Source organism: Dendronalium sp. ChiSLP03b (assembly GCF_034531165.2).
GTDB lineage: Bacteria > Cyanobacteriota > Cyanobacteriia > Cyanobacteriales > Nostocaceae > Dendronalium > Dendronalium minutum.
This window is the reverse complement of record NZ_JAVRBR020000066.1, coordinates 1-21,651: the sequence shown is the minus strand read 5'-3', so window position 1 is coordinate 21,651 and position 21,651 is coordinate 1. Positions and strand designations below refer to the sequence as shown.

The window sequence follows — 21,651 nt, the reverse complement described above, 5'->3', positions numbered from 1 at the left end:
GCAATTGTGCAACTTTATACCAATTTGAAAAAAGAAGCTACAGATTCAAATGTGGAAATCCAGATAAAATCTGATTATGGGTGTAAGACTTTGCGCCTCTTGATTACCAGGGCAAACGCATTTAAAGTATAAGAATCCTTTAATGGCAAGGGTTTGGGCGTTTTATAATTGAGTCTCTTTTTTCATCAATATCCTTGTCCCGCAAGGGTTTCAGGTTTTACGTGCGTTTGCCCTGTCTTGATTACGAATTACGAATTGGTATTATCATCCTAATCCAACAAGATATTAAATCTATCTTGTTTTTGAAGTTTAACAGCTTGCCCTACTTTACCTAAAAATTGAGTCTTTTAGGAAAGAGTCAGGTTAACATCAGCAAGTCTACTCAAATTTTTAGAAAATTAAATAAGGCCAGCCACCAGGACGTAGCATAGCGGCCTTTTTATGGTTACTTGTTTAGCCCTGTGACTGGCTACCACGTAAGAAAAAGTAAACTTGGTTAAGATAACTTTCCCAGACTTGGGTTGTTAATTGCAGTGTTGCTGCACTAGGTACAAAGTCTTCAATGCGTAACCCTCTTGTCCTAATGTCCTGGGGATTTTGCAACAGGTAAGGCGGAACTTTGATGTCCACCGAGTTGAATGCGATGGCCAGACTCATATCTCTAGCAGGTAGGATATTATCCCCCACAACATCTGAGATGGTAGCTGAGGTAGTGTTTTGCCCCAATGCCACAAGCGTCCCAGTGTCTAATGACGCTGCTATTGGTGTCCTGACTAAAAAGTAAGCGATCGCTGGCGTACTTGACAACAGCAAAATTGTCAGCGCCCAACCCACCAAGTATCCTCCGGGTTTGTCTATCCCGCCTCCTTTTATTTTCTGGGCAGCAAATATTAACAGCAATGCTGAAGCTCCCAAAGGCTTGAGCGGAAAAGATACTAACCTCCACAAAGATGCCACAGCTGGTTCATTGGGGTTAACAAACGACAGCGCTATGACAATCAACACAATGACTAAGACTACTCGTCCGACAAAAGTTCCGCTGGGATAGAATCTCTGAAACAGAGAATATACGATAGTGCCAATAAGTAGCCACAGCAGTACCCGGCTTAGCAATAGAAACATAGATTAACTCTCAAATTTTCTGGTGCGGTGAGCCAGTGTGGTGACGGGTTTACCGGCATAAAACAACTGGCGATCTTCTTAAGGTAAGACGCTAGGAGCGTCACCCATAAGGGTCAGCCGAGAAGTTTTGGGCAGTCGGTTTATTTTATCGTCAAATTGTAATCGCACTGTTACCTGACATAAAATACCTCAAACCTCACACCAAAAGACTACCGTCGTAGTGATTTTAGTGCAATTTTTTCACTATGCGTCTATTATTTGTAATTTTTTGGCTGAGTAATATGGCACCGGTAAATTAAATTAATTGAGTAGTTGTCAACTTCAAAGGAAAAACTATGTCGTCTGGAAAGTCTACCATCTTAGTCACAGGGGGAGCTGGATATATTGGTTCCCATACAGTTCTGGCTCTCAAACAAGCTGGTTATGAGGTGGTAATACTGGATAATCTGGTCTACGGTCATCAGGACTTGGTAGAAAAGGTTTTACAGGTAGAACTTGTAATTGGTGATACAAGCGATCGCGCCCTGCTAGATGAATTATTTAACACCCGTAATATTGGTGCTGTTATGCACTTTTCTGCCTATGCCTACGTAGGAGAATCGGTGACAGACCCTGCTAAATACTACCGTAATAATGTTCTTGGTACGCTAACGCTCTTAGAAGCGATGCTGGCTGCATCTGTTAAAAAATTTGTCTTTTCTTCTACTTGTGCCACCTATGGAGTACCGGAAGTCGTACCTATTCCCGAAAACCATCCCCAAAATCCCATTAATCCCTATGGTGCTACTAAGCTGATGGTGGAGCGGATTCTCTCCGATTTTGATGTAGCTTACGATTTTAAGTCAGTGCGTTTTCGCTACTTTAATGCTGCTGGCGCTCATCCCAATGGTTTACTAGGTGAAGATCACAACCCAGAAACCCATTTAATTCCCTTGGTGCTGCTGACAGCTTTCGGCAAACGAGAATCTATCTCAATTTTTGGCACTGATTATCCGACACCTGATGGTACTTGTATTCGCGATTATATTCATGTTAGTGACTTGGCAGATGCCCATGTTTTGGGATTGGAATATCTATTAAAAGGCGGCGATAGCGAAGTATTTAATTTAGGCAATGGTAGTGGCTTCTCCGTGAGAGAAGTAATTGCAGCTGCCGAGCAAGTGACTGGACTTAATATACCAATTCAAGAGTGCGATCGCCGCCCTGGAGATCCCCCAAGTCTCATTGGCAGTGGGGAGAAAGCCAGAAAAATCTTAGGCTGGCAACCTCAGTACCCAGAAATCAAAGATATTGTTACTCATGCGTGGCAGTGGCATCAACAGCGACATAAGTAAAATTGATGGTTGCTAAGGATTACAAAGCAAATGACTAACGAGATTACTAAAAAATTAAAGCAAGCCTCGGATGGCTTGCTGTTCATGAGTGAATCTGATTATCCCTTTGAGGTTTTTTTCTGGTCTGCTCAAGCCAAAGAAACCCTGACAGACCAGAAACTCCTCCACCTAACAGGTCATTCCCAAGACGTACTAGTCGAAACAGTTGACCTAGATTACTTGTTTCGTAATAGTGCCCAAGAAAAAGATTGGCACGATCGCCAGCAGAAAGAAACTGTTAAAAAATTTCAGTCACTTGTAGAGACGCTAAAAGCTAACCTTAGTGATATTCAGGTTTATCGTGTGGGCACTATCAACATAGATGTCTATATTGTTGGCAAGACCCCATCCGGTGACTTAGCAGGACTGTCAACAAAAGTTGTCGAGACTTAGCTAGCAGTCAACTTGCAAATCACAAGCCTATCCGCATCTGCGGACAGGTTTTGTAGTTTTGATTCAACTATCGAGTCTTACAAATTATCAATTCTGGACTCAATGACATTTTGAGTAGACGCAGGAACATTGGAAAGGAAATTGTAACCGGTATTAGATTCAATGCTGTCAACAGAAACTCTATATGTTTTCCAGTTGGCATTTCTGATCCCCTGTGAGTTAGGCATATCAACAGCAATAACTCGTGTGTTACTCGTCACACCACCTACCCCAGAACCTGGTGTATTTAAGACAACAATAACCTTCCAAGTTCTTGCCGGAACTTGAATTCTGCCACTAGCAATTGTGTATTTTGTTCCATTCGAGCCAGTGCCACCAACACCATATCCACCCGAAATGATATAGAGTTCTTTACCTTGATTAACAACTAAGTCTCGACTATAGTTTTCCAGATTAGCCCACGGCCCTTGATTGTTATCAGGTGCTTGCGGAATCATATTTGTCATCAGAAAAGTTGCAGAGTTATCTGTAACTGTCCTTGTTCGGTCTGCGGAAGGAGTCATGTGTCCCCGATCGAATCCACTGCCTTGGTAATCAGTTCCTTGAACTCGATACCAAGTAGACGGGAGGGATGTATCAGCACGAAAATCATCTTGACGGGGAGCGCTACCTAACCAGCTATTATTCAGCTGCCAACTCACCCAATTTGGGATTCTAGTCGTGTTGTTGTACGACAGCGCATACTGAGATTTGCTCATCAGATAATTGTTGGGGTACGAAGTGCTGGTTACAGCTCCGGTGGGGTTCCCCATTGTTAAGTGAACGCTTGAGGATTGTGCAGGTGCTTTTTGCGATCGCAGTAAGAGTGTAAGTGAAACTACACCCATCAAAGGCAGAAGAAAGTTGAAAAATTTAAATTTCTTCATGGCGCAACTGTATATTTAGTGACGCACCTAGTATTCAAAAGTGAACACTTAAATATCAAGTAATCCTGGATACAAAAACAAAACTATATAAATAATTGAATACAACACATTGCTTTTATCCCATAAAAAAGTGTAGGGGTGTAAGTTTTCAAAACCCTTACACCCCTAGATCCATACACCCTTATACCCAACCTCAACAGACAACTTTTGTGCGTAAGTGTTGTAGATTAACTCCTCCTCACCGCTTGTACTAGGAAAAATAAAATACCTGTACCAAGAACAATTGCCAGCACTGTAATAGGAAGCCCTAGCCCTGTATTTATTCCCTGTGTAGGTACATCATTGACATCTTGCACATTTTGTATGTTTCTTGCCGATCCTGCTACCACGGTAACTTCAAACTTAAATTGAAACGGTTTAAAACTTGCTTGAGTTACTGGTTTACCACTTAGCTTGAGCTGATAAATTCCTGGTTTGGGGAAAACAATATCTGCACCTGGAATACCTTGATATCGCTCGGCTGCCACAGGTTTTAAGGATGGCTCTAGTAGTGCTGGCTCTCCTGCTGTATGGGGTTGGGCATAGACAACCAACTGACAATTGCACTGTGTCAGAGGAATCGCTTTTCCACCTTTGCGGGTAAGTGCAAACCAGGCTTGTGTGGGTTCTCCCGCACGAGGATTATCATTTGGTTCAACGTGGAGAGTAGCACCTACATCTGCTGCTATTTTTGTCTCATGAGCAGAGGCAGTGTAAATATTAGTTATTGATATAACCAAGCTACTGAGAAATAATAAATTCTTTATCCTTCTTAGGCTCTGCCAATGCCTGTTTTTTGAACTCATTGAATGCTCCCAAGTTGAGCTAGGGAACAAGCATGGTTTAACGCGATTTAGTTGGGGGGACATACAACTTTTCTAGAGTTAACTTTGACCAAAACCAGTGCGATGCTTAGGGTAAGGGCTTCGCCCTACGCACCAGCAACACACCGAGGGTGACAATTCCCATCAGCACTGCCGCTAATTTATTCCCCCAAGTTGATTGCAAGGAACCCAAGTAATGGGAACCAATCAACACAGCATGAATGGCACTCAAAAGCAAAGCTGGCACACTCAATAAATGAATCTGTCGCCAGCGCTTGCCTAACGATTTCTGCAAAGATTCCAAACTTGTGAAAGCAGCGGGGGTTATTAATATTAATGCTACAGCACCCGCAGCCATGCCCCACTGAAAGTCTAGCGGCAAGAAAAAGAAGGCGGCAAAATTCCATTGCAGTGAGTGTTCTATCATGTGGGTAGTGTGAACCACAGACAGCACAAAGGCTCCTACTCCCAAGGCACGACGGTAACGTAGGGGTGAAGCCCACAAGTTGCTAATCGGACGAGCAATTAGCGCCAATATCAAACAAATCAATGCCGCATGTCCGGTGTAATCTACCATTGTGTCACCAGTCCGCAGCAACGTGATAACGCCAATGGTGAGAGTAACCCAACCGCCTAAACGAAACAGCTGACTGCGCCTGTCTTTACTCACTAAAGAGGTGGAAATGCCTACTCCTAACATAGTGGGTAGTGTTCCCAAGCCAAAAGCCAGCATCATTGCCGCACCCATCCCTAAATTGCCAGTTTCCGCTGCTTTAATTTGAGCTGCATATAGAAAACCGCAGGGCATCAAACCCCAAGTCATTCCCAAAAGCGTTGGTGTCCACCATTTATTTTGTAAGGAAAGCTTGACCATTCCAGCACTCAAGCGATCGTGTAAGCTGCCTTGCAGGAGAGGGTGTAAAATCGGAATTCGAGGCAGGAAATTGGGCGTTACTTGTCCTAACCCAAACCAAATCAGCATTATCCCAGTAACAATTGCCATGACTCGGCGGAAGTCACTGCCAACACCTGCTAACTGTCCACCTTGCAAAAATACTGAACCTAGTGCCCCTATACCAGCACCAACCAGAGCGTAGCTTAACATCCGCCCTAGGTTCAGCAGGATATGAAATTTTAATTGCTGTTGCCATGTGGAGGACACTTCCAAGGTTAATGTTCCTCCAGAAGAGACTTTTTGTGGAGTTTTCTGCCGTTCGGACAGGGAAAATGCCACTGTTAGAGGGCCACACATTCCAAAACAATGCCCAAAACTGCCCAGGAACCCTAAGATTGCGATTAGCGACAAATCTAGCATAAGTAAATTCCTGAGTCAGAAGTTAGGAGGCAGGGGAGCAGAGGGGCAGGGGAGCAGAGGGACAGGGAGGACAAGGGACTTCCGAATAAAAAAATAATCAATTGCTTGGGTGAGCAGGGGGAGCAGGGGGAGCAGGGGGAGAAGAAATTGGATGCAGGAATTGAGTAATTTAATTATTGGATGTCCCCAAGGGGGACAAGGGGAACAAGGAAGAAGGCTTCGCTTGGGAAAGGGGAAAGGAAAAGATCCGTCCTTTTCCCTTTAACCTTTTCCCTGCCTAAAGGGTTTTTATTTCCTAACTCCTAACTCAGCACTCAGTAGTCTTCTAGTGCGGAACTTTAGGTGAAGTTACGATCGCTGTCAAAAGACGGGTTGTCAAACTTAGCGATCGCGTTACCCTAAGTCTGGAAGCCAAGGTATAGATTTACATGAAAAAATGGATTTGGCTAGGGCTGTTGGTGTTGGTGGCAGTTGCTGTGGTGAGTAGTAGAGGTACTGCATTCAACGGTTTTTTTGAGCAACGTCCCTCACCTGTAATCGTTGAACGCATTCCAATGGAAACACCTCAACCACCACAGCTCCAGGAAGTGAAGATTACGCCCCAAGTTTCGGCTGACAAGCTATTAACTCATATCCAAAAGTTGAATTTTCAGCGCTACACCACTATAGAGCGATCGCTAACTCGCACTTATATCACTACAGAACTGCAAAAATTAGGCTGGAAACCCCAGCTGGAAAAGTTCGCTGACGGTGTTAATGTCTTTGCAGAACGACAGGGAACTGACAAGACAGCCGGAGCAATTCTCGTAGCAGCACATTACGATACCGTTGCCTTATCTCCTGGTGCTGATGACAATGCCACTGGTATTGCTGTGGTACTGGAAGTTGCCCGCCTTCTGGCTTCGCGTCCGATGCCACGGACATTGCAATTAGCTTTTTTTGATAAAGAAGAAGCCGGTCTGTTAGGCAGTCGGGCGTTTGTCACCAAAGCAGTACGCTTAAAAAATCTACGCGGTGTCATAGTTATGGATATGGTGGGATATGCTTGCTATACTCCCGGCTGTCAAAAGTATCCCGCAGGATTGCCCATTACCTCACCCAGCGGCAAGGGCGATTTTTTGGCAGTAGTCGGCGATGCAGAACATTTACCTTTGCTGAATGCCTTTCAAAACTCACAGAGTTTAACCTCAACTACCCGAAATCAGGAAGCATCGAATCTGCCACCAGTCCTGAAACTACCCATTCCTCTGAAAGGTTTGCTGACACCCGACACCTTACGCAGCGACCACGCCCCATTCTGGTATCAGGGAGTTGGTGCTGTGCTGGTCACGGATACGGCAAACTTACGTACTCCCCACTATCACCAACCCAGTGACATTCCAGCGACTATAGAGCGATCGTTTTTCACGGGAGCCGCACAGATTGTAGTAAATACTACCAATAATTTGGTAGAAAACAACAATATCTTGGAAACTCAACCACCAACTTGACAGCGATCGCAACTTCACCTAAAATTCCGCACTAGAAGACTACTGAGTTGGCAGTGCTGAGTTCTACTCCTCTGCCCCCTGCCCCTCTGCCCCTACTCTGCCATCTCTTCTCGATCAGCCTTTGGCTGAGGAAAGGTCAGCGTCCAGCTCTGTTTATCATTAAGCTGGAAGTAAAACCCTTGAAGAATGAGCCGCAGAGCAATGCGGGTTCTAATGTAGTTTCTCACTAAATGAGTCCCAGCCTCAGCAAAGATGTCATCAAAGTTTTGCCTGTAGCCAAATGGTCTCGAACATTCGCTGATAGCACCCTTGACTGTTAAAACAAAAAATGGAGTTTGCTTGTATTCGTCGGGAACCATAAAAACTCCATACACTTGGTGTTCGCCGAGCCATGGCTGAACAACAACTTTAGTGGCCTGTACTTGGAATTTTTTGGTTTTTGATTTTAGAAAAGCCTCTGAATCACATTCAGAATCATTCACGGGCCACCAAAGCGTAATAACACTCAATGAAAGCAGCAGAATTAAAACATATATAATTTTGCGACGCATATAGTCTAGAAAAAGTCTTGATGCGGCTGCTGCTAATATTTTTTGGTTCTTACGTTAAAACAAAAAATAGGTTGATTGATATTAGAGAGTTCAATTAGCAACGTTCCTAAATGATACCCCTCAGACAGCATACGAAAAATCATTAATACTATTGTTGGGGCTGAAGTTCGGTTGAGTTGCTAGTTTCAATTTATACATAAACTTTTGTTTTCGACAACTTTTTGTAAGATAACCATCGACAAGACACAGTTACGATTTGTATTGAAATCTATTGACGAATGACTCAATTTCTCTATAATTAATTTTATGCACACGTGTGCAATATCTAAAAATTTCTCAGATAGCAAATGAGCAAACGAAGAATTTCAATTGAAGATATTGCTCGCAGAGCAGGCGTTTCTCATTCCACCGTTTCACGCGCTTTACGAGACAACTCTCTAATTAGCCCCAAGGTGCGAGAGGAAATTAAGCAAATAGCGAAGGAGATGAATTATGTGCCTAATGCTATTGCTCAAAGTTTGCAAAATCAACGTACCAATACCATTGGGGTAGTAGTAACTTCAATAGCAGATCCCTTTTACGCTGAGGTAGTAGAGGGAATCGAAAAGGTAGCCAAATCGACTGGCTTGAGTGTTTTGTTAAGTGCTTCACACCGCGATTTTGAACAGGAAATAGCAGCTATTGATACTTTTCATCGCCGGAGAGTGGACGGTATCTTAGTAGCCGACTCACGAATTAATAAACACCATACAAAGCAACTAGAGCAAATTGCTGTACCCACAGTTTTTATTAATAGCCAGACTGAAGATCAACCTGACATATTTCACTCGGTGGAAATAAACGATCGCTTAGGTGCAAAATTGGCTGTAGAGCATTTAATAAGTCTGGGACATACCTCCATTGGGTATCTAGGTGTGGGCGATCGCAGCAGGTCAAACCAGCAGCGTCTAGAAGGATATCGCATGGCTTTGACTGAAGCTGGTTTACCACAAAGTAATTATTGGGTTGCAATTAGTGATGAAGACAATGTCAGAATCAGCGATGTTGCCACCGGGCAACAACTATTATCTAAACTAGTCATTGCTGGGGTAACTGGCATCTTTTGTTACAACGATATGATAGCGATTGGCGCTCTTTTAGGCTGCCAAGAACTAGGTATTTCAGTACCGCAAGATTTAAGTATAGTTGGATTTGATGGTATTGCTTTAAGTCGTTACGTTACGCCGCCACTGACGACAATTTGCCAACCAATGTTAGAAATTGGTTCCTCTGCCATGCAGATGTTACTCGATTTATTAGAGGAAAAAAGTGTAGAAAATCGCGTTTTATCTCCTTTCTTGGTAAAGCGGGGTAGTAGTGCAGCAGTGAATAGAGGCAGAAGGCAGGAGGCAGAGGGCAGAAGGTAAGAGTGTTTTCAACTCGTTCATTTTGCTTTAAATAGTTATCTTTATTTATGCCTTCTGTTTTTCATTAATAACTTTTTATCGGACAAAAATTATGTTAACCAAAAAACGTAGTTTATCTGGCGATCGCTGCTTCTCCCCAGAACCAATTCAAAGACAAATAGCCCATCAATTTTTTGATAGCATATCCGCTTTACCGCTGGTCTGCCCTCACGGCCACGTAGATCTAGCCTTGTTAGCTAATCCAGCAGCGCGTTTTGGTTCGCCGACTGAATTATTTATTATCCCTGACCACTATATTTTCCGAATGCTCTATAGTCGGGGCATACCTCTGCAAGCTTTGGGTATACCTACCAGTGACAGTTCGCTGATAGAAACTGACCACCGCAAAATCTGGCAGCTTTTCGCCGAACATTTTTATCTATTCCGGGGTACTCCGTCTGGGTTGTGGCTAAAAGATGAACTATATAACGTCTTTGGAGTCGATGAGCCTTTAAATTCCCGAAATGCCGGAGATATCTATGATTATCTAGAAGATCAGTTGACCTTACCTGAGTTCTCGCCTCGTGCTTTATTCAAACGCTTTAATATTGAAGTGCTTTGTACTACTGATGCGGCCAGTGATACCCTTGAGCATCATCAATCGCTTCACCAAGAAGGTTTTACTCACATCAGACCGACTTTTCGACCAGATGCAGTAGTTAACCTAGACACTCCTGGTTGGCGCGAAAATCTTGCCAAGCTGGAAAGCACTGTAGACTGGGAAATCAGCACTTACGCTACTTTTGTGCAAGCTTTAGAAGAACGTCGAGCTTTCTTTAAAAAAATGGGCGCGACAGCTACTGACCAGAGCGCAGCTACGCCTTATACCACGCACCTTTGTGACCGGGAAGCAGAGGCTATCTTTGCGAGAGCATTAGTCAGCAAGCTAAATCCAGATGATGCACAGCGTTTTACTGGTCATATGTTCGTGGAAATGGCTCGGATGAGTGTGGAAGATGGTCTGGTGATGCAAATGCATTGTGGTATCACACGCAACCATAACCCTGCTGTGTTTGAGCAATTTGGATCTGACAAAGGTGCCGATATTCCACTGCAAATAGAGTGGACTGAAAATCTGCGTCCGTTGTTGGAAGTCTACGGCAATAATAGGAACTTCCACTTAATCCTTTTTGGATTGGATGAAAGCACTTACAGCCGCGAACTCGCTCCTTTAGCCGGTCATTATCCAGCTATACTGCTCGGGCCGCCCTGGTGGTTTCACGATAGCGTGAATGGTATGGAACGCTACTTCGAGCGAGTCATGGAAACTGCTGGCCTTTACAATACCGCCGGGTTTAACGATGATACACGCGCTTTCGTTTCCATTCCAGCTCGCCATACTGTTTGGCGGCGTATAGCTTGTAATTGGTTAGCGGGATTGGTAACACGTGGGTTGGTCGAGGAAGAAGAAGGCTATGAAATGGCTCGCGCTTTAGCTTACGACCTCGCTAGGGTGGCTTATAAATTGGACTAATATTTGCGTTCAAAGATATTACTTGCTGAAGAGACAAAGGAGACTAGGGGGAATAATTTCTATCAGGATTTTTGGGAAACTGTATAAGCAGAGGAATTATTGATGCCAGACTTATTGAACAAACCAGACTTGATTTTAAATAAACTTTTTAGTCTCAAAGACCAAGTAGCTGTAGTCACAGGCGGTTCTGGTGTGCTTGGTGGAGCTATGGCACGGGGTTTAGCTCTTGCTGGGGCGCGAGTAGTTGTTCTTGGTCGCAATGAAGCACGGACGGGTGCGGTGGTGGCTGATATTAGCGCTAACGGTGGAGAAAGTATTGCTGTGGTGGCAGATGTTAGCGATCGCTCGCAATTAGAAATAGCCAAAAGCGCTATTATCAAGCATTGGGGTCAGATAGATATTCTAGTAAACTCAGCCGGCGGCAATATCCCCGCTGCCACAATTACTCCTGATGCAACTTTTTTTGATATGCCACACGCAGCTTTTGAGCAAGTGGTTAGTCTAAATTTGGTTGGTACTCTACTGCCTAGCCAAGTTTTTGGTCAGGCAATGATTGAAAGAAATCAGCCCCGCGGTTGTATTGTCAATATATCTTCGATGTCTGCTATACGTGTAATCAGTCGGGTGGTTGGCTATTCAGCGGCGAAAGCGGGGATAGATAACTTTACGCGCTGGCTAGCTGTAGAACTCGCCCAAAAGTATGGTGCTGGACTGCGAGTAAATGCGATCGCCCCCGGTTTCTTTATCGGGGAGCAAAATCGAGATTTACTCCTACACGCAGATGGAAGTTTGACAATTCGCGGGCAAAAAATTATTGAGCATACCCCCACTGGGCGTTTCGGAGAACCTGACGAATTACTCAGTACTTTGATTTGGTTATGCAGTTCTGGTTCTAGTTTCGTCAACGGGGTAGTTGTACCCGTAGATGGTGGATTTAGTATCTACAGCGGAGTTTAAAAATGTATTCACTGGCTGTAACTAACGGCACACTTGCCGATGAGCAAGTTTCCCAGCTGGTTCATGAAGCTTTGGCAGACTCTACGTTAGATGGAAAACGTATCTTAGTATTAATTCCAGATGGTACCCGCACTGCTCCCATACCCCAAATGTTTCGATTACTTCATAAAGAGTTGGGCGATCGGGTTGCTGCACTAGATTATTTAATCGCTCTGGGTACGCATAATCCCATGAGTCAGGAACAAATTAATCGCTTGGTAGATGTAACACCACAAGAGCGAGAAACAACTTTTAAAAAAGTTCAAATTTTTAACCACCTGTGGAATAAACCAGATACCTTTATTTCTTGTGGAGTGATTTCGGCAGATGAAATCGCAGATATCAGCAGGGGAATGCTGCATCAGGCAGTTGAGGTGCGTGTTAATCGACTTGTAATAGAATATGATTTGATAATCATTTGCGGCCCAGTCTTTCCCCACGAAGTTGTCGGTTTTTCTGGTGGAAATAAATATTTTTTTCCCGGTATTAGTGGTCAGGAAGTCATTAATTTATCACACTGGTTGGGTGCTTTAATCACCTGTTACGAAATTATTGGTAAACCAGGAATCACACCAGTTCGGCGCTTGATAAACCGAGCCGCTAGCCTAATTCCTACTCCGAAGCTTTGTCTAGCAATGGTGGTTGCACCAAAAACGAATCAGTTAGCTGGGCTTTATATAGATAAACCAGAGTCAGCCTGGGAAGCCGCTGCCAATTTATCGGCCAAAGTACATATCAAATACGTAGATAAGCCTTTTAAACAAGTGCTGTCGGTAATGCCCCAAATGTATGACGACATTTGGACGGCGGCTAAAGGAATGTACAAGCTAGAGCCAGTAGTGACTGATGGAGGTGAGCTAATTATATATGCCCCCCACATTACCGAATTTAGCTATACACACGGCGAAATCTTAGCCGAAGTAGGCTATCACGTGCGTGATTACTTTCTCAAACAATGGGATAGATTCCAAGCGTATCCTGGTGGAGTACTCGCCCATAGCACTCACTTGAAAGGTATGGGCACTTTTGATTCTATAAAAGGGGAACAAGCAAGAATTCACGTCACTTTAGCTACAGGTATCTCTCCTGAACGCTGTGCAGTGCATAACTTAAACTATCGCGATCCAGCTACCATTCAACCAACAGAATGGTCAAACCGTGAGAATGAAGGCATTTTGCTTGTACCAAAAGCTGGGGAGATACTGTACCGTCTTAATTCGTAATCAAGAGGTGTAATGATTATTCTCGTAATGGGTGTTTCTGGATCTGGCAAAACCACTGTGGGAAAACTGTTAGCAGACTCTTTACACTGGGAATTTAGTGATGCCGATGCTTTCCACTCGCTGGAGAATGTTGAGAAAATGCGGCGTGGTATCCCCTTAACTGAAGCCGACAGGATGCCTTGGTTGCAAAATTTGCAAACAGCTATTAAACAATGGCTACAAGACAATAAAGATGTGGTACTGGCGTGTTCGGCACTGAAACAAAGCTATCGCCAATTTCTTACATTGGATAGCGAACGCATCAAGCTAGTTTACCTCAAAGGGGCTTATGAGTTAATTCAACAGCGATTGCAACAGCGTCAAAATCACTATATGAGTGAAAAACTCCTAGGTAGCCAGTTTGAGACTCTGGAAGAACCATTAGACACTATACATATGGATGTTGCACAGACACCCCAGGCAATTGTCCAAAACATCAGAATGACTTTGGGAATTTAGCTTATTGATTAAAGTCTATAAAGTACCCCTCAGACGAGATTAATCGCTTTTCTCTGAAAATACGGTGTTTTGGCAACTAAATCATATCAAAAGTAATCTCATACAAATATAAAAGCGATCGCATCACTGTAGTTGTAAGAGGAAACTTATGTTTCTAAGATTAGCGCAACAACATCAGCAAGTCGTTCAAGACTTGGTAATGAGCCTGCAAGCCTTATCAATTGTACTTGAGCAACGCGGCTATCCTACATCTTGTTATACATGTGGCCACAAAATCAAGAGTGCTTCATTTATGGTTAGTCTGGGAGAAAAGCACCTGATTCGGTTTTTAGTGTCTGATTATGGTATCACTTGGATGGAAATCTGGGATGACCGCGAATTAATGAAGTTAGAGGGTGCAGAAGCGATAAATCAATTGCAGGAATTGTCTGATATTGCCAAGTATCCACAGCAAAAAATCCACATTGTCAAGCATCCACAGGAAAATATTCACTTACTAAAGTAAAGAATGTTTTTTGAAGGCAAAATATACACTTGTGCAAATAGATAAAAAAATTAACAACTATTTTTGCACACGTGTGCAAAAATAAAAATAAGCTCAATACAGTTTTTGCACACCTGTGCATTAAATGAAGTGCAAAAGTATTATTTAACTAACAAATCAGCATCGAAAAGTGGGAAGATATGTCTCAAACTCTAACTCGTCTCATCAAGCAAGCTCAAAACAACCCCTTACATTCGTTGGAAGAATGGGAAGAAGACTTACTTAATCGCTATCCCGATCCGAACAGCATAGTTCAAGAAGGTAAAACTGTTGAAGCATACAGGGATTATGAAACGCTTACCAGAGATACAGTCAAAGAATTCTATCGGTTAAATCATATTAATCAAACATATGATTTTGTACTACAAAAAAAAGCAGAGTTTTTAAAGTTTGACAAGAAAGAAATGACTGTTTGGGATGCAGTCGACTTTTTGAATCAATTGGTTGATGATTCAGATCCCGATACAGACCTAGACCAATTACAGCATTTGTTGCAAACATCAGAAGCGATTCGCGCCGATGGTCATCCTGATTGGATGGTACTGACTGGTTTCTTTCACGACATGGGAAAGGTACTTTGTCTATTTGGTGAACCTCAATGGGCTACCGTAGGCGATACCTATCCTGTAGGTTGTGCATTCTCTGATAAAATCGTCTTCTCTGAATTTTTCAAAAATAATCCCGATCGCAATAAATCGATATATAACACTAAATATGGTATATACGAACCAAATTGTGGATTAAGTAATGTACACATGTCATGGGGACACGATGAGTATTTCTATAGCATGATGAAACCTTACTTGCCAGAACCAGCATTGTACATCCTTCGCTATCACTCATTTTATCCTCAACATCGTGAAAACGCATACGACCATTTAATGGATAAACACGATAAAGAAATGTTTAAATGGGTGAAGTTATTCAATCCCTACGATTTGTATTCAAAAAATCCTAATCCTCCTGACTGGCAAACACTAAAGTCGTACTATGAGGATTTAGTGGCTAAATATTTACCCGCAACATTAAAATTTTGAATGTTCGGTAGTAGTAAAGGCAAAGATTTAAAGAATATTGCATTGATATTATACCTGATTTTGGTTGTCGAGATTGTAATTATTTTTTGCTCGTCATTATCAGCAAAAATTCTTCGACAAGCCTAAACCAAGTGAAATGTTTTTCAAATCTTAATGTCATAATTTATGTCTGTAACAGCATACAAAAACTGTACAGATATCCTTATTTGCCAGCCACTTGCTTGATTTTTATGGAATTACCTAGTCAACCGAAATAGGCGCAAAGCTACTCATCGCGTCCGTTCTGTGACATTAAAAATTTTTCTGTGTCTAAAGTTCCGTTCGGCTTCGACGAACGGACTTATCTCCACGTCAGAACTAATGACAAGCCGCTCATTGAATATGATATTACATTCAGATGAACAAAGAATTGTTTGGTTTGTAAACTTCAATAAAGTAAATTCATTTTTGCCAAAAAGAAAGGATAAACTAGTAAAAAAATAACAGAAAAACTTGTAAGTTTGATAGCATAAAATTCTTTAAATCTTAACGAACAACTGTTTTCAACTACACACTTTCAAATCAAGTTTTCACAAAGAACAAAAACTGATTTTTGTGTGTATTGCAGCGTTCAATGTTTTGCTCGATTGAGCCAAAAAATAATCTAGTGTAACTAATAGTAACAATTCAAATTACATCAGATTGCAAGATGTTTGATAATTGAAATTGCCAAAGCTAGCAGTGCCACTAAATTAAGTCGGAAGTTGTCAAGATTGTCTGATATAGCAGATTTAAATTCTGCTGATTTTCCTCAAATTCAAATGCGTTCTTGGATATAGATGAATATGAAGAAAATTTTGTTTGCAGCTAGCATATTAGGTTTTATCAGTAGTACTCTTGTTGCTTGCACCAATGACTCTCAAAATAGCAACACTGCTTCTAATAGTGAGACTAACACAGCTACCAATACTAGTTTGAATCAGGCTAGTTCTCCAAAGGGAAAATTGCAAACTATCGGTGTTGCCCTTGGCGATTTGGGTAACCCCTTTTATGTAGCAATGCAGAAAGGCGCTCAAGAACAAGCGAATAAACTCGGCAATGAGATCGAAGTTAATGCAGTGTCCAGTGCCTTTGACCTGAATCAACAAACCAACCAAATCGAAAATTTCACTGCGGCGAATACTGACCTAATTATCCTCAGTGCGGTTGACAAAAAAGGAATTAAACCAGCAATCGATCGAGCAAGGAACGCAGGTAGAGTTGTGATTGCGGTAGATTCAGCCGTTGATGCAGATGTAGATGCAATGATTAGTTCTAATAATACGCAAGCGGGAGAGATTGCTTGCAAATATATTAGCGATCGCCTCAAAGGTCAAGGTAACGTAGTCATTCTCAACGGTACTCAGATGGATTCCATAGTCCAGCGAGTTGAAGGCTGTATGACTTCATTGTCCAAATATCCTGGAATAAAAATCGTCTCTAAAGACCAGAACGCAGAAGGGACAAGGGATGGTGGACTCAGAGTTATGACTGACTTGCTTACAACTTTTCCCAAAATAGATGCTGTTTTTGCCACTAACGACCAAAGCGGCGTCGGCGCAGACTTAGCAGCAAAACAAGCAAAACGTAAAGAATTTTTTATTGTTGGGGTTGATGGTTCACCAGATGCAACCAAAGCAATGGAAGATAAAAATGGTGTATTTTTTGCAACTGCTGCTCAAGATCCCGCAGGCATGGCACAAAAAGCGGTTGAGGTTGGCAACGATGTCATCCAAGGCAAAAAACTGGAGTCACCCAACATTCTGGTTCCAGTCAAGTTAGTCACGCGAGAAAACCTCAGCAGCTACAAAGGCTGGTAGGGGAAGTAGGGGAGCAGAGGAGGAGCAGGGGGAGATGAGGCAGATAACTCCTGACTCAGCACTCAACAGTTTTTCAAAGAGGAGATTTATGAATGTGAAAAAGATTGCGATCGCAGCTAGCCTATTAGGCATTCTCAGCGGTACTGTTATTAGTTGCTCAAATGGCTCTCAAAATGGCAATACTGCTACTAACACTGATACCAACACTGCTACGAATACTAGCGCAGAGAGTAAAACTGGTACTGGGGATGGGAAATTGCGATCGGTAGCTTTCACAGCTGGCGATCTAAGTAACCCCTTCTTCGTCCTGATGGGACAGGAAATTGACGCAACAGCCAAGAAAATCGGCGGTAATGATGTCAAAGTTAGTGTGGTTTCCAGTGCCTATGACCTCAACCAACAAGCCAACCAAATTGAAAACTTCACAGCGGCGAATACTGACATCATTATCCTGAATGCGGCTGATAAAAATGGCATTAAGCCAGCAGTGGAAAAAGCTAAACAAGCAGGTAGAATCGTCATCGCCGTCGATACAGGTGCAGAGGGAGTAGATGCCACCGTTACTACTAATAATGTGCAAGCTGGAGAGGTTGCTTGTAAATATATTGGCGATCGGCTCAAAGGCAAAGGTAATGTCGTAATCGTCAATGGCCCTGCGGTGGAATCAGTGGTTCAGCGAGTTAGTGGTTGCGAGAAAGCACTATCCAAATATCCTGAGATCAAAATCCTCTCTAAAGATCAGAATGCTGAGGGAAGCAGGGATGGAGGACTCAGAGTCATGACTGATTTGCTGACAACCTTTCCCAAAATAGATGCTGTTTTTGCCATCAACGATCCGAGTGGGGTAGGAGCAGAACTAGCAGCAATCCAAGCACAACGTAAGGATTTCTTTATTGTTGGGGTCGATGGTGCCCCAGAAGCAATCAAAGCGATCGCGAATAAAGATGGGATATATGCTGCAACAGCTACTCAAAATCCACGAGGAATGGCTGCAAAAGCAGTTGAAGTTGGCAACGACATCTTGCATGGTAAAAAACCAAGTAATTCCACCATTCTAATTCCAGTCAAGTTGATTACAAAAGATAACGTCAGCACAGAGAAAAGTTGGTAAGCAATCATAATTGCTAGTTAGGAATTGAAAATTATGCCTAATGTGAATTATCCAATAGATGCTTAGTGTCTTTGCACCTATCCATTCCATAATGTATAGATAGGCATCAGTGGCTGGTTTTTCAAACACAATTTTGTAATTAACTTTAATTTCACATCAGGCGTGAGTTGATTAGTTTCGGTGTTGCTGATTGATGAGATAAATTTTGTTTCGCGCAAAAGCGCAAAAGCGCAAAAAATAGACCTTCGACTTTAGTCAAAAATATCAATTCATACTCAAATTCAGCAACGCTTTAATTTCTAACTCAACAATGGCGAATTCTAAATTATTTTTAGAGAATCGGCTCATGACAACAAGTATTGAAACCTTTTTTCCTCATGTACCAACTGCTACCCCTGTATTAGAAATGCAAGGGGTTTCAAAAAGATTTCATGGTGTATCTGCTCTGGAAAATGTCAATTTGACGATTTATCCAGGAGAGGTTCACGCCTTAATGGGTGAGAACGGAGCAGGTAAAAGCACATTGATGAAAATCCTGGCTGGGGCTTACATTGCCGATGAAGGCGAGATTCGTATCAATGGTCAACCCGTAAAAATTACCGATCCGGCTTCAGCACGCAAAGCAGGTATTAATCTTATTTATCAAGAACTCAACGTTGCGCCTAATTTAACCGTTACCGAAAATATTTTTATGGGTAGCGAGTTGCAACGAGGTCAATTTTTAGACCGCAAAGGAATGGAAGAGGAAGCACAACAAGTGCTGCAAAGCCTCGGAGCAACTTTTACACCAAATACTGTGGTTGGCACTTTATCGATCGCCGAACAGCAGCAGGTAGAAATTGCCAGGGCACTGAAGGACAAAAGCCGAATTTTGGTGATGGATGAGCCAACAGCAGCCCTGTCTGACCGCGAGACTCAGCATTTGTTTGAGGTAATTCGCAGACTTAAAGATGATGGCATTGCTATTATCTACATCAGTCACCGCATGGAAGAGATATATGCATTGGCTGACAGGATTAGCGTACTGCGCGATGGTCAATACATTGGTAGTTTGACGCGGGATGAAATTTCTGCACAGCGATTAGTACAGATGATGGTTGGTCGCTCAATGCAGGATTTTTACGAACACCAACGGCAAACCAATCCTGGACCGATAGTGCTGGAAGTCAGAAATATTAGTGACGGACGCAAGATTGAGCCAGCTAGTTTTCAAATTCGCGCTGGAGAGATTCTCGGTCTAGCTGGGTTAGTTGGTGCAGGACGCACAGAGGTATCCCGACTAATTTTTGGTGCTGACCGCAAGGCAAGTGGGGAAGTCTTCCTGAATGGCATGAAACTGAATATTAATTCGCCTAGTGATGCCATTGCTGCCGGCATTGGCTACGTCCCGGAAGACCGCAAAGACCAGGGTTTATTTTTGGAGATGAGTTCTCGGAAGAATATTGCCCTTAACACACTCAAGCAAGATGCCAAGGCTGGTATTGTCAACTGGGGTTCAGTCAATCTCTTGGCGAAGCAAGCAGTGGAAAACTTCAATATCCGGCTGGCGAATTTGGAAATCAGAGCCGTGGATCTTTCTGGTGGGAATCAGCAGAAGCTACTACTCGCGCGTTGGCTAGCTATTAAGCCGAGAGTACTGATGTTAGATGAACCAACACGCGGCGTAGATATTGGTGCCAAAAGCGAAATTTACCGAATTATCAGTGAATTGGCAGCCCAAGGCGTAGCGATTTTGATGGTTTCCAGCGAACTACCGGAGGTTGTCGGATTGAGCGATCGCGTCCTTGTGATGCGAGAAGGACGGCTAGTGGGCGAACTTGACGGCAGTCCGGAAAAAGAAATTACCCAAGAAAATATTATGCACTATGCGACTGGAGCATCGGAGGTATCATCATGAGTCAGACCGTAAGACCAGCTAATAAGAAATCGGGCAATGCTCCGATGTCGCTCAATCGGAAATCAATCAATACTCTGCTTGAGGTTGCAGGTATTCTGCCGATTCTCGTCATCATCTGCATTTTATTTACATTCCTTTCTCCCAACTTTCTTACTGGCGGTAACATCGTTAATATCTTACGCCAAGCATCAATCAATATTGTGCTGGCAACCGGGATGACGTTTGTAATTCTCACCGGAGGCATTGACCTTTCAGTTGGTTCAATATTAGCTGTTTCTGCCGTAGTTACCCTCTTGGTATCGTTACTTCCCGCTATAGGTTGGGCCGCTGTGCCTGCTGGTTTACTCGCAGGATTGCTTTTGGGCTTAGTGAACGGCGCTTTGATCACCTTTTTAGATGTGCCGCCTTTTATTGTCACGTTGGGTTCACTTACCGCCTTGCGTGGTGTTGCCTATTTGATTGCCAAAGGAACAACGGTGATCAACCGCGACATAAATTTTGCTTGGATAGGTAACAGCTATGTCGGCCCACTTCCTTGGCTAGTTATCATTGCGTTATTGACTGTAGTAGTGAGTTGGTTTGTGCTACGACAAACTGTCTTAGGAGTACAAATATATGCAGTCGGTGGTAACGAGCGAGCAGCAAGATTAACTGGGATTAAAGTTAATCGGGTGTTGCTATTTGTCTATGGTGTGAGTGGATTGCTATCAGGTTTGGCTGGCATCATGAGTGCCAGCCGTCTTTATAGTGCTAGTGGCTTATTAGGTCAGGGTTATGAGTTAGATGCGATCGCTGCTGTGATTCTTGGTGGAACCAGCTTTACAGGCGGTATTGGTACTATTGGCGGAACCCTTCTTGGTGCATTGATCATTGCGATTCTTAACAACGGTCTAACCTTGTTGAATCTGTCTTTCTTCTGGCAACTAGTCGTCAAAGGATTGGTAATTATTTTGGCAGTGATGATCGACCGAGTCCGCAGACGTTCCAGACGGTAAAGAAAGGCAGGAGGTAGAAGGCAGAAGGCAGAAGGAATAAATTGTTATCTTTATTAACTCTGTTTCTTTTGTCTGTGCGTCTTTGCGTGACACCAGTTACTACAACGTGATGGTACTTCACCTGAGTTCGGGAACGCTAAGAGCGAACAAGTCGGCAAAGCCGCTCAACGGAGTACCTTGGGAACCCGCGCAACGCACAGCCTCTCTCTGCGTGAGTCAATCATCTCTCTATTCAACAACGCCAGATTTTTCATACGAGATATAACCATGACCTCCACTACTACAGCAGCGTTTTATGGTGAGCAGTCGGGTTTTCGGAAAAAGATTCTCTCACAATTACAGGGATTACAGGTGCAGTAAATATTATTACGACACTGATTGCGATCGCCTTTGTAGATAAATTTGGTCGCAATTATGTGTTATCTTTCTTTTGTCACTCTCGGAAAACAATAATCGAAGCAAGATTCTGAAACTTTGATTGAGTCAAGCTTTGAGCCTTTATTTTCTAACAGTAACTAAAATTTATAGCCAAAACTTAGAAATTAAAGCCTCGAAAGGCT

At 42.9% G+C, this 21,651-nt stretch carries 19 protein-coding genes and 1 pseudogene; 15 read left to right on the top strand and 5 right to left on the bottom strand.

The features are described 5' to 3' along the window. Positions 1 to 453: 453 nt before the first annotated feature. On the bottom strand, positions 454 to 1,122 hold the full coding sequence (locus RMY31_RS16735; protein WP_322656562.1) for a hypothetical protein: 669 nt from the start codon (positions 1,120 to 1,122) through the stop codon (positions 454 to 456). Between the two features lie 335 nt (positions 1,123 to 1,457). Here RMY31_RS16735 and galE point away from each other — a divergent pair, with 335 nt between their 5' ends. Beyond that, positions 1,458 to 2,456: a UDP-glucose 4-epimerase GalE gene (gene galE / locus RMY31_RS16730; RefSeq protein ID WP_322656560.1), complete on the top strand. Its 999-nt coding sequence runs from the start codon at positions 1,458 to 1,460 to the stop codon at positions 2,454 to 2,456. Positions 2,457 to 2,486: 30 nt separating this feature from the next. Further along, on the top strand, positions 2,487 to 2,888 hold the full coding sequence (locus RMY31_RS16725; protein WP_322656559.1) for a nuclease A inhibitor family protein: 402 nt from the start codon (positions 2,487 to 2,489) through the stop codon (positions 2,886 to 2,888). A gap of 77 nt (positions 2,889 to 2,965) precedes the next feature. Here the strand turns inward: RMY31_RS16725 and RMY31_RS16720 are convergent, their stop codons facing one another. The 3 genes and pseudogenes from RMY31_RS16720 to RMY31_RS16710 form a co-directional block, all read right to left on the bottom strand. Next, positions 2,966 to 3,814 carry a DNA/RNA non-specific endonuclease gene (locus tag RMY31_RS16720; protein WP_322656558.1) on the bottom strand — a complete coding sequence of 283 codons (849 nt, stop codon included), beginning with the start codon at positions 3,812 to 3,814 and terminating at the stop codon, positions 2,966 to 2,968. A gap of 227 nt (positions 3,815 to 4,041) precedes the next feature. After that, the gene (locus RMY31_RS16715; RefSeq protein WP_322656557.1) at positions 4,042 to 4,659 is read right to left on the bottom strand and encodes a hypothetical protein; all 618 of its coding nucleotides are present in this window, start codon (positions 4,657 to 4,659) and stop codon (positions 4,042 to 4,044) included. Positions 4,660 to 4,696: 37 nt separating this feature from the next. Further along, positions 4,697 to 5,992, bottom strand: a pseudogene (locus tag RMY31_RS16710) (sulfite exporter TauE/SafE family protein). A 428-nt stretch (positions 5,993 to 6,420) separates the two neighbouring features. Here RMY31_RS16710 and RMY31_RS16705 point away from each other — a divergent pair. After that, on the top strand, positions 6,421 to 7,482 hold the full coding sequence (locus tag RMY31_RS16705) for a M28 family peptidase (protein WP_322656556.1): 1,062 nt from the start codon (positions 6,421 to 6,423) through the stop codon (positions 7,480 to 7,482). Positions 7,483 to 7,574: 92 nt separating this feature from the next. On the opposite strand, the gene RMY31_RS16700 is transcribed toward RMY31_RS16705, so the two are convergent. Continuing rightward, a complete protein-coding gene (locus tag RMY31_RS16700) occupies positions 7,575 to 8,033 on the bottom strand; it encodes a hypothetical protein (protein ID WP_322656555.1) in 459 nt (152 codons plus the stop codon). Between the two features lie 347 nt (positions 8,034 to 8,380). Between RMY31_RS16700 and RMY31_RS16695 the strand changes: the two genes are divergently transcribed. From RMY31_RS16695 to RMY31_RS16640, 12 genes are all read left to right on the top strand, one after another. Further along, a complete protein-coding gene (locus RMY31_RS16695) occupies positions 8,381 to 9,439 on the top strand; it encodes a LacI family DNA-binding transcriptional regulator (RefSeq protein WP_322656554.1) in 1,059 nt (352 codons plus the stop codon). A gap of 91 nt (positions 9,440 to 9,530) precedes the next feature. After that, a complete protein-coding gene (gene uxaC, locus RMY31_RS16690; RefSeq protein WP_322656553.1) occupies positions 9,531 to 10,952 on the top strand; it encodes a glucuronate isomerase in 1,422 nt (473 codons plus the stop codon). A gap of 102 nt (positions 10,953 to 11,054) precedes the next feature. Continuing rightward, positions 11,055 to 11,909, top strand: a complete 855-nt coding sequence (locus tag RMY31_RS16685; RefSeq protein ID WP_322656552.1) for an SDR family oxidoreductase — start codon at positions 11,055 to 11,057, stop codon at positions 11,907 to 11,909. Between the two features lie 2 nt (positions 11,910 to 11,911). After that, positions 11,912 to 13,171: a lactate racemase domain-containing protein gene (locus RMY31_RS16680; protein WP_322656551.1), complete on the top strand. Its 1,260-nt coding sequence runs from the start codon at positions 11,912 to 11,914 to the stop codon at positions 13,169 to 13,171. A gap of 12 nt (positions 13,172 to 13,183) precedes the next feature. Further along, positions 13,184 to 13,669 carry a gluconokinase gene (locus RMY31_RS16675; RefSeq protein WP_322656550.1) on the top strand — a complete coding sequence of 162 codons (486 nt, stop codon included), beginning with the start codon at positions 13,184 to 13,186 and terminating at the stop codon, positions 13,667 to 13,669. A 148-nt stretch (positions 13,670 to 13,817) separates the two neighbouring features. After that, positions 13,818 to 14,174, top strand: coding sequence for a DUF1815 family protein (locus RMY31_RS16670; protein ID WP_322656549.1), 357 nt, complete (start codon positions 13,818 to 13,820; stop codon positions 14,172 to 14,174). Between the two features lie 179 nt (positions 14,175 to 14,353). Further along, positions 14,354 to 15,250 carry an inositol oxygenase family protein gene (locus RMY31_RS16665; protein ID WP_322656548.1) on the top strand — a complete coding sequence of 299 codons (897 nt, stop codon included), beginning with the start codon at positions 14,354 to 14,356 and terminating at the stop codon, positions 15,248 to 15,250. 824 nt (positions 15,251 to 16,074) lie between these two features. After that, on the top strand, positions 16,075 to 17,088 hold the full coding sequence (locus RMY31_RS16660; protein ID WP_322656547.1) for an ABC transporter substrate-binding protein: 1,014 nt from the start codon (positions 16,075 to 16,077) through the stop codon (positions 17,086 to 17,088). 88 nt (positions 17,089 to 17,176) lie between these two features. Further along, positions 17,177 to 18,199 (top strand): ABC transporter substrate-binding protein, encoded by a 1,023-nt coding sequence (locus tag RMY31_RS16655; RefSeq protein WP_322656546.1) that lies wholly within the window; start codon positions 17,177 to 17,179, stop codon positions 18,197 to 18,199. Positions 18,200 to 18,545: 346 nt separating this feature from the next. After that, positions 18,546 to 20,096 (top strand): sugar ABC transporter ATP-binding protein, encoded by a 1,551-nt coding sequence (locus tag RMY31_RS16650; protein ID WP_322656545.1) that lies wholly within the window; start codon positions 18,546 to 18,548, stop codon positions 20,094 to 20,096. Beyond that, positions 20,093 to 21,091, top strand: a complete 999-nt coding sequence (locus RMY31_RS16645) for an ABC transporter permease subunit (RefSeq protein ID WP_322656543.1) — start codon at positions 20,093 to 20,095, stop codon at positions 21,089 to 21,091. Before RMY31_RS16650 ends, RMY31_RS16645 begins: the two co-directional genes overlap by 4 nt. 335 nt (positions 21,092 to 21,426) lie before the next feature. Next, on the top strand, positions 21,427 to 21,561 hold the full coding sequence (locus RMY31_RS16640; protein WP_322656745.1) for an MFS transporter: 135 nt from the start codon (positions 21,427 to 21,429) through the stop codon (positions 21,559 to 21,561). The last annotated feature ends 90 nt before the right edge of the window (positions 21,562 to 21,651 follow it).